The organism is Variovorax atrisoli 110B (assembly GCF_000382045.1).
In the GTDB taxonomy this organism is placed as follows: Bacteria; Pseudomonadota; Gammaproteobacteria; order Burkholderiales; family Burkholderiaceae_C; genus Variovorax; species Variovorax atrisoli.
This window is the reverse complement of record NZ_KB907451.1, coordinates 445846-458503: the sequence shown is the minus strand read 5'-3', so window position 1 is coordinate 458503 and position 12658 is coordinate 445846. Positions and strand designations below refer to the sequence as shown.

Annotated in this window: 8 protein-coding genes; 5 read left to right on the top strand and 3 right to left on the bottom strand. The window is 69.3% G+C overall.

The genetic code is table 11. The features are described 5' to 3' along the window. Positions 1–141 precede the first annotated feature (141 nt). Positions 142–3765 (bottom strand): indolepyruvate ferredoxin oxidoreductase family protein, encoded by a 3624-nt coding sequence (locus G369_RS0110155; protein WP_019653894.1) that lies wholly within the window; start codon positions 3763–3765, stop codon positions 142–144. Between the two features lie 175 nt (positions 3766–3940). Here G369_RS0110155 and G369_RS0110150 point away from each other — a divergent pair, with 175 nt between their 5' ends. Continuing rightward, positions 3941–4441 (top strand): Lrp/AsnC family transcriptional regulator, encoded by a 501-nt coding sequence (locus G369_RS0110150; protein WP_019653893.1) that lies wholly within the window; start codon positions 3941–3943, stop codon positions 4439–4441. Positions 4442–4601: 160 nt separating this feature from the next. Here the strand turns inward: G369_RS0110150 and G369_RS0110145 are convergent, their stop codons facing one another. Next, entirely contained in the window at positions 4602–6284 is a 1683-nt protein-coding gene (locus tag G369_RS0110145) for a M28 family metallopeptidase (RefSeq protein WP_019653892.1), read from the bottom strand. Positions 6285–6492: 208 nt separating this feature from the next. Between G369_RS0110145 and G369_RS0110140 the strand changes: the two genes are divergently transcribed. The 3 genes from G369_RS0110140 to G369_RS0110130 all read left to right on the top strand — a co-directional run bounded on the left by G369_RS0110140 (position 6493) and on the right by G369_RS0110130 (position 9882). After that, complete coding sequence (locus tag G369_RS0110140; protein WP_019653891.1) at positions 6493–7251, top strand: basic amino acid ABC transporter substrate-binding protein; 759 nt, start codon at positions 6493–6495, stop codon at positions 7249–7251. Positions 7252–7332: 81 nt separating this feature from the next. Continuing rightward, a complete protein-coding gene (locus G369_RS0110135; protein WP_019653890.1) occupies positions 7333–8103 on the top strand; it encodes an amino acid ABC transporter permease in 771 nt (256 codons plus the stop codon). A 153-nt stretch (positions 8104–8256) separates the two neighbouring features. After that, positions 8257–9882: an MFS transporter gene (locus G369_RS0110130; RefSeq protein WP_019653889.1), complete on the top strand. Its 1626-nt coding sequence runs from the start codon at positions 8257–8259 to the stop codon at positions 9880–9882. A 707-nt stretch (positions 9883–10589) separates the two neighbouring features. Here G369_RS0110130 and G369_RS39390 read toward each other — a convergent pair. Continuing rightward, positions 10590–10763, bottom strand: a complete 174-nt coding sequence (locus G369_RS39390; RefSeq protein WP_019653887.1) for a hypothetical protein — start codon at positions 10761–10763, stop codon at positions 10590–10592. A gap of 245 nt (positions 10764–11008) precedes the next feature. Between G369_RS39390 and G369_RS39385 the strand changes: the two genes are divergently transcribed. Continuing rightward, on the top strand, positions 11009–12622 hold the full coding sequence (locus G369_RS39385; RefSeq protein ID WP_019653886.1) for an autotransporter family protein: 1614 nt from the start codon (positions 11009–11011) through the stop codon (positions 12620–12622). Positions 12623–12658 lie beyond the last annotated feature (36 nt).

The window sequence follows — 12658 nt, the reverse complement described above, 5'->3', positions numbered from 1 at the left end:
TCGGCGCGGATCGCCGCCCGGAGCGCTTATCCGGCGCGGTGGGGAGGGCTTTCCAGCAGTTCCTGCTGCTCTCGATCGCTATCGATTCAATAGCAAAGGGCGCCCGCAGGCGCCCTTTTGCATGCCCGGCCGGCCCGAGGCTCAGGCCGCCGCGCGCTGCCCCTGCGGATTGCGCCACCTGGCCATCAGCTCGCTCCAGCGGGTGCGGGCGGCCGCCAGGTTGCGGTCCTTGACGTGGCCGTAGCCGCGGATCTGCTCGGGCAGGCTCGCGATTTCCAGCGCCAGCGCGTGGTTGTCGGTGCGCAGGGCGCCGATGACTTCCTCGATGGCAGCGCGGTACTCGCCGATCAGCGCGCGTTCGGTACGGCGTTCCTCGGTGCGGCCGAAGATGTCGAGCGCCGTGCCGCGCAGGCCCTTGAGCCTGGCCAGCAGCCTGAAGCCGGTGAGCATCCACGGGCCGAACTTCTGCTTCTGCAGCTGGCCCTTGGCGTTCTTCTTCGCGACGATCGGCGGCGCCAGGTGGTAGTTGAGCTTGAAGTCCTTGCCCATCTGGCCCTCGAACATGCCTTCGATGCGGCCGAGGAAGGCCGGGTCGCTGTGCAGGCGGGCGACTTCGTACTCGTCCTTGTACGCCATCAGCTTGAAGAGATAGCGCGCCACCGCCTCGGTCAGCGCGGTGCTCTTGCCCGCGGCCGACTCGGCCTGGCGCACCTTGCCGACGAAGCGCTTGTATTCCTCGGCGTACGCGGCGTTCTGGTAACCGATGAGGAACTCCGCGCGGCGCTCGACGATGCTCTCGACCGACTCGCGCTTCTTGAACTCGATGACCTGGCCCGGGCGAATGCGCTTGTTCAGCTCTTCCGGCCGCACCGCCGCCTGGCGGCCCCATTCGAAGGCCGCCTTGTTGTTATCGACGGCCACGGCGTTCAGCTCGATGGCGCGCATCAGCGATTCGTGCGCCAGCGGGATCCAGCCCTTCTGCCAGGCGTAGCCCAGGATCATCGGGTTGACGTAGATGGTGTCGCCCATCAGCGTGGTCGCTGCGGCGTCGGCATCGAAGCTGCCCACCCCGTCGGCGCCCACGGCGCGTGCGATCTCGGCGGCGCAGGCTTCTTCCGGATTCTTCCAGTTGGCGTTGCGCACGAAGGCGGCCGTCGGCGAGCTGTGGCTGTTGAGCGCCACGTGCGTGCGCCCTTCGCGCATGCGGGCCATGGTCTCGGCGTTCACCGTGACCAGCGGGTCGCAGGCCAGGATCAGGTCTGCCGCCGCGGTGCCCACGCGGGTGGTGCGGATGTCGTCCTGCGTGTCGCCGATGAGCACGTGGCTCCAGGTGGCGCCGCCCTTCTGCGCGAGGCCGGCCGCGTCCTGCGTGACGATGCCCTTGGCTTCGATGTGCGCCGCCATGCCCAGCAGCTGGCCGATGGTGATCACGCCGGTACCGCCGACGCCCGCCACCACCACGCCCCAGACCCGGCCGCCTTCCAGCGACGGGATCGAAGGCTCAGGCAGGAGGCCGAACTCGGCCGGCGTGGCCGCCTTGTTCTTGCCCTTCTTCTTGAGCTGGCCGCCCTCGACGGTCACGAAGCTGGGGCAGAAGCCCTTCAGGCAGCTCATGTCCTTGTTGCAGCTGCTCTGGTTGATGGTGCGCTTGCGGCCGAATTCGGTCTCCAGCGGCTCCACGCTCAGGCAGTTGCTCTGCACGCTGCAGTCGCCGCAGCCTTCGCAGACCAGCTCGTTGATGACCACGCGCTTCGCCGGATCGACCGCCGTGCCGCGCTTGCGGCGGCGGCGCTTCTCGGTGGCGCAGGTCTGGTCGTAGATGATGGCCGTGGTGCCGGGAATCTTGCGGAACTCGCGCTGCACGTCGTCGAGCAGGTCGCGGTGCTTCACCTGCACGTGGTCGCCGGGGATGCTCACGCCCTCGTACTTCTCGGGCTCGTCGGTCACGATGACGACCTTGGCCGCGCCCTCGGCATGCAGGCTCTCGGCGATCTGCAGCACCGAGTGGCCCTCGGGGCGCTCGCCCACCGTCTGGCCGCCGGTCATGGCAACCGCGTCGTTGTAGAGGATCTTGTAGGTGATGTTCACGCCCGCCGCGATGCTCTGGCGGATGGCGAGCAGGCCGCTGTGGAAGTAGGTGCCGTCACCCAGGTTCGCGAAGATGTGCTGGTCGGTGGTGAAGGGCTGCTGGCCCACCCACGGCACGCCCTCGCCGCCCATCTGCGTGAAGCCGATGGTGGAGCGGTCCATCCAGGTCGCCATGAAGTGGCAGCCGATGCCGCCCATCGCGCGCGAGCCCTCGGGCACCACGGTGCTGGTGTTGTGCGGGCAGCCCGAGCAGAACCACGGCTGGCGCGTGGCGTCGGCCACGCCGGTGGAGGCCTGCTGCAGCGCCATCGAGCGCTCCTTGGCTTCCAGGATGGCGAGCTGCGCGTCGATGCGCGCGGCCATGTCGGCGCCGGCCGCGGCCAGCAGGCCGGTCTTCTTCAGGCGCGAGGCGATGGCCTTGGCGATGAGCGCCGGGTTCAGGTCGGCATTGGCACGCAGCAGCGTGTGCGAGGTCGGGTTCGGCATCGACCATTCCCCGCCCGAATAGCCCTCGGCCGCGTGCACCTCGCCCTCGTCGAACTTGCCGACCACGTTGGGCCGCACGTCGGGGCGCCAGTTGTAGAGCTCCTCCTTGAGCTGGTATTCGATGACCTGGCGCTTCTCTTCGACCACCAGGATCTCCTGCAGGCCGGTGGCGAACTGGCGCGTGAGCTGTGCCTCCAGCGGCCACACCACGCCCACCTTGTGCAGGCGGATGCCGAGCTGGCGGCAGGCCGCGTCGTCCAGGCCCAGGTCGATGAGCGCCTGGCGGGTGTCGTTGTAGGCCTTGCCGCTGGCCATGATGCCGAAGCGGTCGTTCGGGCCCTCGATCACGTTGTGGTTGAGCCGGTTGGCACGGATGTAGGCCAGCGCGGCGTACCACTTGTAGTGCATGAGCCGGGCTTCCTGCTCCAGCGCGTGGTCGGGCCAGCGGATGTGCAGGCCGCCGGGCGGCATCTCGAAGTCGGTGGGAATGACGATCTCGACGCGGTCGGGGTCGATCATGGCGGTGGCGCTCGACTCGACGATCTCCTGGATCGTCTTCATGCCCGACCACACGCCCGCGAAGCGGCTCATGGCGAAGGCGTGGATGCCCAGGTCGAGGATTTCCTGCACGTTCGCCGGGAAGAACACCGGCGTGCCGCAGGCCTTGAAGATGTGGTCGCTCTGGTGCGCGGCGGTGGAGCTCTTGGAGATATGGTCGTCGCCCGCCACCGCGATCACGCCGCCGTACTCGGTGGTGCCGGCCATGTTGGCGTGCTTGAAGACGTCGGAGCAGCGGTCCACGCCCGGGCCCTTGCCGTACCAGATGCCGAAGACGCCGTCGAACTTGTTGGTGCCCTGCGGGGAGAAGCCCAACTGCTGGGTGCCCCACAGCGCGGTGGCGGCGAGCTCCTCGTTCACGCCGGGCTGGAAGACGATGTTCTGTTCCTTGAGGAACTTGCTGGCCTTCCACAGCGCCTGGTCGTAGCCGCCGAGCGGGGAGCCGCGGTATCCGCTGATGAAGCCGGCGGTGTTCTTGCCGGCGTGCTTGTCGCGCAGCCGCTGCAGCATGGGCAGCTTCACAAGGGCCTGGACGCCGCTCATGAATGCGCGGCCGTAGTCGAGGGAGTACTTGTCGTCGAGCGTGACGGTTTCTAGGGCCTTGCGAATGTGCGCGGGTAGCGGTGCATTCATGTCGTCTGTCTCCGTTTGGCAGGGCCTCATGGGCCTGGCTGTTTCTGGGTCTGTGCCCGGGTAGGGCACGAGCCCATGATCACGCAAAGTGTATGCCGGGGTCCGCGACAGGTGTTTGCGTTCTCTGCCTTGAAAAACGCGCTTCCAGAAAGAATCTTGCTTAACATCGGCATCCATGGAAAGCATCGACAAGTTCGACCTCGCAATCCTGCAAGAACTGCAGGCCGATGGACGCCTCACCAACGCCGAGCTTGCGCAGCGCGTGGGCCTGTCGGCCGCGCCCTGCTGGCGCCGGGTGCGCGCGCTGGAGGAGGCCGGCTTCATCAAGGGCTACCACGCCGAGATCGACCGCCACAAGATCGGCCTGGGCGTGCTCGCCTTCGTGCGGGTCGACACGGAGCGCGTCACCCACGAGGCCACGCGCCGGCTGGAAGACGCGATCCGCAAGCTGCCCGACGTGATCGCCTGCCACTACATCAGCGGCACCGGCACCTTCGAGCTGCAGGTGGTGGCGCAGGACCTCGACAGCTTCTCGGCCTTCGCACGCCAGCACCTGATGAACCTGCCCAACGTGAAGGACCTGCACACCAGCTTCTCGCTGGGCGAGGTGAAGGCCAGCAGCGCGCTGCCGCTGGCGCACCTGGGCGCCGGCACAGGCCGCTCGCGCGGAGCATAGGGCCCGTTCACACTGTTTCCGGGGCCTCGAAGGGCAACCAGGGCGGGCCGATCAAGGCGCGGGACGACGCGTGCGCACGCGCACACGCCAGGAGCGCAACGCCGGGTGGCCTGCCCTGGCTGCCCTTCCCGCAGGTCTGGTGCTCCGAGGGGCCCCGGAATCAGCGCCGCTCGGCGCGGCTGGCCTCGCGGATCGCGCGGAACTCCGACGACTGCCCCCACTCCGGCCAGCGCCGGCTGTTGGCCAGCGTCTCGCCCACGCGGTAGAGCAGCGGCAGGTCGTGCGCCATGCCGGCGAAGGACCAGTCGGCGCGCCATTCGTCGGCCGGCTGGTGGTAGCGCTCGGCGTTGTAGGCCTTGCTGGCGGCCTCGCCGGCCGCGAGGCCGCCGTCCACCAGGTCGTTGCCGGAGGCGAACGAGAGCGCCGGCACGCCGCGCTTGGCGAAGGAGAAATGGTCGGAGCGGAAGAAGTAGCCGGCCTCGGGATGCGGATCGGGCGCATAGGCCAGGCCGAAACCGCGCGCCTGCTCCACCAGCAGGTCCTGCAGCTGCGAGACCGCGCTGCCCGAGGTGCTGAAGTTGCGCGCCGGGCCCTCGGGGCTGAGCGCGTCCATGTTGATCACGGCCACCGTCTTCGCCAGCGGATAGAGCGGCTTCGCGCCATAGAACTCCGAGCCGAGCAGGCCACGCTCCTCCGCAGTCACGGCGAGGAACACGACCGAGCGCTCGGGCCTGTGGCGCGCGCTCGCGAAGGCGCGGCCCATCTCGACCAGCGCGGCCAGGCCGGTGCCGTTGTCGACGGCGCCGTTGTAGATGCGGTCGCCCTTCGCGTCGGGCGCGCCCACGCCCAGGTGGTCCCAGTGGGCGCTGTAGATCACGGTCTCGTCGGGGTGCCGGCGGCCCTCGACGCGGCCGACCACGTTCTTCGAGACGATCACCTGCCGGTCGATCGCGTACTCGGCCGACAGGCTCGCATCCTTCAGCAGCTGCGGCTGGAACTCGCGCGTCTGCGCGAGCTTCTTCTGCGCCTCGAAGTCCAGCCCCGCGCGGCGCAGCAGGTCGACCGCCACGTCGCGCTGGATCCAGCCCTCCAGCTTCGGATGCACCGCCGCGGGCTGCTCGCGCTCGATGTCGAGCATGGTCGCGGTGTTGGAGTTCTTGACCGTGGCCCAGCCGTAGGCGGCCGGTGCGGTCTCGTGCACGATCAGCACGCCCAGCGCACCGCGGCGCGCGGCCTCCTCGAACTTGTAGGTCCAGCGGCCGTAGTAGGTCATGGCCTTGCCGCCGAAGTCGCCGCTTCCCGTCTCGAAGTCGGGGTCGTTCACCAGCACCACGGCGATCTTTCCCTTGAGATCGACGCCCTTGTAGTCGTCCCACCGCCGCTCGGGCGCGCTGACGCCGTAGCCCACGAAGACCAGCGGCGCCTGCTGGATCGACACCGCGGTCGAGCCGTCGAGCGCCGCGCGCACCGCGATCTGCTCGCCCTGCGCCAGCGCGTCGCGCTGCGCGCCCACCTGCAGCGTGATCTGCGGTGTGCCGCGGAACTCGGTCTTCACCAGCGGCACCGACTGCGTCCACGTGCGGCGGCCGCCTTCGAGATCGCCGCCGGGTGCAAGGCCGGCGGCCTTGAACTGCGCGACGAGGTAGTCGAGCGTCTTCGCTTCCGCCGGCGTGGCCGGCGCGCGGCCCTCGAAGTCGTCGCCGGAGACCGTCTTCACGATCTGCGACAGGCGCTGCGGATCGAAGGGCGGCGCCGGTGCGTCGGCCGCGGCCAGCGAGATGGCGGCGGCCGATGCGAGGCCGATGCCGCAGAGAAGATGGAAGGCAAGCCGCTGTGTCGTCATGCGAGGCGCTCCTGGGGCCGGAAAGCCCCGGATGCTAGCCAGCGGACCGCGAGGGCCGGCCGATGTCCTTCGCGCCGCCCTGAGAACCTTGGTTGGCCTCGTGCGGCGATCCTTGAAACAGGTGCAACGGAAGGCCACCGATAGCGACAGCCTAAAATCCCCGCCCACCACCTTCCTCCCGCCGGACGGCGAACAACAAGGACCTCGAATGAACTCCCTCCGCCGCGCCCTGGCTTTCGGCCTCGCCGCCGCCACGCTCGCCTTTGGCGCCCAGGCCCAGAACCGCGAGCTGATCGTGGCCTCCAGCGCCACCTACGCGCCCTTCGCCTTCGAGAACAAGGACAAGCAGATCGTCGGCTTCGACATCGACATCATCAACGCCATCGCCAAGCAGCAGGGCCTGAAGATCAAGATCGTCAACACGCCCTTCACCGGCATCTTCGGCGCACTGAACAACGGCGACGTCGACCTCGTGATCTCGGGCGTGACCATCAACGAGAAGCGCAAGCAGAGCTACGACTTCACGCCGCCGTACTTCGCGGCCCGCCAGCTGATCGCGGTGCCGAAGAACAGCAAGGTCGCCTCGCTGAAGGACCTGGCCGGCAAGAAGATCGCCGTGGTCAGCGCCTCCACCGCCGACGACATCGCCTCGCGCGAGTTCGGCAAGACCAGCCCCGACATCCGCCGCTTCGAGAGCACGCCGCTCATCATTTCCGAGCTGGCCGGCGGCGGCGTCGATGCCGCCATGGGCGACAACGGCGTGATCGCCTACCGCGTGGCCCAGAACCCCGAGCTGAAGACCATCGACGACAAGTCCTTCCCCGAAGAGGGCTTCGGCATCGTCGTGAAGAAGGGCGACAAGGCCCTGCTGGACAAGCTCACGACCGGCCTCGCTGCCATCCGCGCCGACGGCAGCTACGTGACGATCTACAAGAAGTGGTTCAACAAGGACCCGAACGTGCGCTGAGCCGCACGGCATTTCTCCGAACACGGCCGCCTCGAAGCGGCCGTTTCGTTTTTTTGTTGACTGAGAGTTGAGGACGCAAGCATGGAACAACCGATCCTGCTGTTTGGATGGTTCCGATGGGACATCCTCGTGGAATACAAGGACCTGTTCTGGCAGGGCGCATGGATGACGCTGCGCATGACGGTGGTCTGCGTGCTGCTGGGCGCGAGCTGGGGCCTGTGCCTCGCGCTCGCGCGGCTTGCGCAGCCGCGCCACGCGCCATGGACCTGGGTCGCGCGCTTCTTCCTGCGCTGGCCGGCCACGGTGTACGTGAGCTTCTTCCGGGGCACGCCGCTGTTCGTGCAGATCCTCTTGATCCACTTCGCGGTGATGCCGGTGTTCATCCATCCGACCTCGGGCCTGCTGATCGACGGCGAGCTCGCGCGCACGCTCAAGCAGGAGCACGGTGCGCTCATCTCGGGCGTGGTGGCGCTCACGCTCAACTCGGCGGCCTACATCTCGGAAGTGTTCCGCGCGGGCATCCAGTCGATCTCGCGCGGCCAGTTCGACGCGGGCCGCTCGCTGGGCTTCTCGCCCGCGCAGGTGATGCGCTACGTGGTGCTGCCGCAGGCCTTCCGCCGCATGCTGCCGCCGCTGGGCAACAACGCGATCGCGCTGCTGAAGGACACCTCGCTGGTCTCCGCCATCGGCCTGGCCGAGCTGGCCTACGCCGCGCGGACCGTGGCCGGCGCCTATGCGCGCTACTGGGAGCCGTACCTGGCGATCTCCGTCATCTACTGGGTGATGACGCTGATCCTGACGACGCTGCTGCGCCGCCTCGAGCACCGCCTCGCCCGCAGCGACAGGACCTAGGCACACCCCCAGGCTTCGCGCACTTCGTGTCGCTGCGCCAACCCCCTTGCAGGGGGCAACACCTGAGGCCCGGCAAAGCCGGTTCCTCGGTGTTCGCGCGATGGCGATGACGGGATCGCGGGCTCTGCTGGCGCGGAGCCAAAATAGCGCCACATGCCCCCCATATCCACCGAAGAGACACCCATCCCGCCCGCGAGGCCGCAGCCGACGAAATTCGCGGCGCTCGTGCCCCTGAAGATTCCCGTGTTCCGCATGCTGTGGAGCACCTGGCTCGTCGCCAACATCTGCATGTGGATGAACGACGTGGCCGCCGCGTGGATGATGACCACGCTGACCTCCTCGCCGATCTGGGTGGCGCTGGTGCAGTCGGCCTCCACGCTGCCCGTGTTCCTGCTGGGCCTGCCCAGCGGCGCGCTGGCCGACATCCTCGACCGCAGGCGCTGGCTGGTGGCCACGCAGTTCTGGCTGGCCGGCACCGCCATCGTGCTGTGCGCCGCGCTGGCGCTCGACCTCATGACCGCGCCGCTGCTGCTGGCGCTGACCTTCGCCAACGGCATCGGGCTGGCGCTGCGCTGGCCGGTGTTCGCGGCCATCGTTCCCGAGCTGGTGCCGCGCGCGCAGCTGCCGGCCGCACTGGGCCTCAACGGCATCGCGATGAACGCGTCGCGCATCGTGGGCCCGCTCACCGCCGGCATGCTGATCGCGAGCGCGGGCAGCATCTGGGTGTTCGCGCTGAACGCGGTGCTGTCGGTGGCATCGGGCTTCGTCGTGCTGCGCTGGCGGCGCGAGCACACGCCCAATCCGCTGGGCCGCGAGAAGCTGGTGAGCGCGATGCGCGTGGGCGTGCAGTTCGTGCGGCAGTCGCAGCGCATGCGCGCGGTGCTCACGCGCATCTCGATCTTCTTCTTCCACTCGACCGCGCTGCTGGCGCTGCTGCCGCTGCTGGCGCGCAACCTCCAGGGCGGCGGCGCAGGCACCTTCACGCTGCTGCTGGCGGCCATGGGCGCGGGCGCGATCGTCGCGGTGCTGTTCCTGCCGCGGCTGCGCCAGGCGATGGGCCGCGACCAGCTGGTGCTGCGCGGCACGCTCTTGCAGTCGGGCGCCACGGCGGTGATGGCCTTCGCGCCCAATGCGTGGATCGCGGTGCCGGCGATGTTCTTCGGCGGCATGGCGTGGATCACGGTGGCCAACTCGCTGTCGGTGTCGGCCCAGCTCGCGCTGCCCGACTGGGTGCGTGCGCGCGGCATGTCGATGTACCAGATGGCGATCATGGGCGCGAGCGCGATCGGCGCCGCCATCTGGGGCCAGGTGGCCACGCTGAGCTCGCTGGTCGCGAGCCTGAGCGTGGCGGCAGTCAGCGGCACGCTGCTGATGCTCGCGGCGCTGCGCTGGGTGACCGACCTGAGCGGCGAGGACGACACCAGCCCCGCGCAGGCCGGCTGGGCCGTCGGTCCGCCCGCGGAAGCCCCCGAGGAGACCGGCCGCGTGGTGGTCACCGTCGAATACCTGATCGACCCCGCGCGCGCCGCCGCCTTCCACCTCGTGATGCAGCAGACGCGCCGCGCGCGCCTGAGCCAGGGCGCCATCGGCTGGGAGCTGCTGCACGACATCGCGCAGCCCGAGCGCTACGTGGAGCAGATCGTCGACGAGTCGTGGACCGACCACCTGCGGCGCTTCACCCGCGCCACTGCCAGCGACATGGCGCTGCGCGAACGCAGGCTCGCCTTCCACATCGGCGAGTCGGGGCCGGTCGTCACGCGGTACATCGTGCGGCGCTGAGCGGGCATCCGGTCGGACCCTGTGATACGGAAGTTCGTCTGTTTCCTCATTGCTGAATGCCCTGAATAATGGGCCGCGCCAGGCCCTCGGCCTTGCGAACAACAAGAAGGAGCACGAGCCATGCGTCTGGAGCAGCGCGACAGGTCCCTTCGCCGCAATTCGGCCTTCACGATGCCTCCTCTTCCATGGCTCGCAGCCGCCCTTGCAGGGCTGGCGGGCGGCGCGGCGAACGCCGCCTGCGACCCCACCGCCACGCCAGGCACCGGCGACACCGTGGTCTGCAGCGGCGCGACCACCGGCTCGGCCAGCGTGATCGCCGCGCCGGGCAGCACCGGCGTCGCGATCACGGTGGACAACGGCGCCACGCTGACGACCAACGCCACGCAGGCGCTGCTGGTGCGCGACGCCAGCACCATCACGAACAACGGCACCATCACCGTCTCGGGCGGCTCGGGCTCGGCGCGCGCGGCAATGGTCGCCACGGGCAACGACAACACCATGACCAACAACGGCACGGTCCGCACGACGAGCAGCGGCACCTCGGGCATCCTGGTCACGTCGAACAGCAGCACGCGCACGCTCATCACCAACAACGGCAGCATCTCCACCACGGGCGGCAGCTCGCACGGCATCTCGACGCTGGGTCCGGGCAACACGGTCTTCAACAACGGCAGCATCTCGACCAGCGGCAACTCGGCCAAGGGCGTCTACCTGCAGGGCGGCAACCTCGTGGCCAACCTGCTGGTGAACACCGGCAGCATCGCCACCACCGGCGCCAACTCGCCCTCGGGCGGCGCCGACGCGGTGCATGCGAACACGCTGGGCACGAGCTTCTTCTCGCGCGTGGAGAACCGCGCCGGCGCCACGCTGTCGAGCGCCAACGGCTACGGCTATCGCGGCCAGAACGGCAACGACACGCTGGTCAACGCCGGCACCATCGAGGGACACGGCGGCGCCGACAACACCGACGCGATCTACATGGGCGCGCTCGGCCTCGGCACGCTGATCCTGCAAACGGGCTCGGTCATTCGCGGCGCAGCCGACGGCGGCATCGGCAAGACCGCTGGCTTTCCTCGAAGGCAGCGGCACAGTCGACAACGCGTTCCGCAACTTCCAGAACCTCACGATGCGCGGCACCGCGTGGTCGTGGCTGACCGACGCGAGCTTCTCCGACTCGGTGCGAGTGGAGTCCGGGCGCTTCACCCTTCCGGCCACGCTCACGAGCCCGGTCATCACCGTGCTGCCCGGCGCCACGGTGGCCGGCACGGGCACCTTCGCCGGCAACGTCACCAACCAGGGCACGCTGCTGCCCGGGCCGAACGACGGCACGAACTTCGGCGCCTTCACCGTGCGCGGCAACTACTTCGGCGGCAGCGGCGCGCTGATGCAGGTCAACACCGTGCTGGCGGGCGACAACTCGCCTTCCGACAGGCTGGTGATCGATGGCGGCGCGGCCACCGGCAGCACTCCCATCCGCGTCGTGAACCGCGGCGGCCTGGGCGCGCCCACGCTGGCCGACGGCATCCTGGTGGTGCAGGCCGTGAACGGCGCGACAACGGCCGACAACGCCTTCTCGCTCGCCCAGGCGGTGGAAGCCGGCGCCTACAGATACCGGCTGTTCCGCGGCGGCGCGACGGGCAATGCGCCCTACAACTGGTACCTGCGCAACAACGGCTACCTGGTCGGCGGCGAGGTGGTGGGCTCGCTGGAAGAGGCACTGGAGGAGGCCGAGGCCTCGGGCACGCCGATGCCGGTGGAGCAGGTCAAGCTCTACCGCCCCGAGATTCCGCTGTACAGCGCGCTGCCGATCGCGGTGCGCCGCCTCGGGCTGGCGCAGCTGGGCACCTTCCACGACCGGCAGGGCGACCAGCAGTTGCTCGCCGACGATGCAGGCGGCACCGCGGGCGAAGGCCGCCAGGCCTCCTGGGGGCGCGTTTTCGGCGAGAGCACGCGCCAGCGCCTGCGCGGCGACGCGAATCCGCAGTTCGACGGGAGCGTCAGCGGCCTGCAGCTGGGCCACGACTTCCTGGCCACCACCGACGCATCGGGCGGCCGGCATCGCGTCGGCGTACTGGGCGGCTACACGCGCGCCAGCGGCAACGCGAGCGGCATCGCCGACGGTGCCACCAACGAAGCGGCCGGCCGCATCACCGTCGAGGGGTACAGCCTGGGCGCCTACTGGACCCGCATAGCGAGCAGCGGCTGGTACAGCGACGCCGTGCTGCTGGCCACCCGCTACAAGGCCGACGCGCGCTCCACGCTGGGGCGCGGGGGCAGTCCCCACGGCACCAGCGTGACCGCGTCGATCGAGGCCGGCTACCCGCTGCCGCTGAGCGACAGCATCACGCTGCAGCCGCAGGTGCAGCTGATCTGGCAGCGCAGCTCGCTCGACAGCTTCGACGACGGCATCTCATCCGTGCGCTTCCAGCGCGACAACGCCGTCACCGGCCGGCTGGGCGCGCGGCTCGAAGGCCGCTTCGAGGCCGGCGGCGGCGTGTGGAAGCCGTACCTCAAGCTCAACCTGTGGCACACCTTCAGCGGCAGCAACGCGATCTACCTCGGGCCTGCAGACCAGGTCGTCAACCGCCGCAACTCCGGCGCGCTCGAGGCGGGCGGCGGCATCGTGGGGCAGCTCGACCGGAAGGTGGCGGTCTACGGCGGCCTGGCCTACACCAGCGCCGTGGGCAACACCCAGCAGACGGGCTGGCAGGGGCAGATCGGGATGCGCCTGCGCTGGTGAACGCCGCGGCGGCCTGACCGCGCACGGTCATTTTTT

Coding starts and splice junctions, on each gene's coding strand:
- G369_RS0110155 (WP_019653894.1), bottom strand. CDS start 3,765: ATGAATGCACCGCTACCCGCGCACATTCGCAAGGCCCTAGAAACCGTC.
- G369_RS0110150 (WP_019653893.1), top strand. CDS start 3,941: ATGGAAAGCATCGACAAGTTCGACCTCGCAATCCTGCAAGAACTGCAG.
- G369_RS0110145 (WP_019653892.1), bottom strand. CDS start 6,284: ATGACGACACAGCGGCTTGCCTTCCATCTTCTCTGCGGCATCGGCCTC.
- G369_RS0110140 (WP_019653891.1), top strand. CDS start 6,493: ATGAACTCCCTCCGCCGCGCCCTGGCTTTCGGCCTCGCCGCCGCCACG.
- G369_RS0110135 (WP_019653890.1), top strand. CDS start 7,333: ATGGAACAACCGATCCTGCTGTTTGGATGGTTCCGATGGGACATCCTC.
- G369_RS0110130 (WP_019653889.1), top strand. CDS start 8,257: ATGCCCCCCATATCCACCGAAGAGACACCCATCCCGCCCGCGAGGCCG.
- G369_RS39385 (WP_019653886.1), top strand. CDS start 11,009: ATGCGCGGCACCGCGTGGTCGTGGCTGACCGACGCGAGCTTCTCCGAC.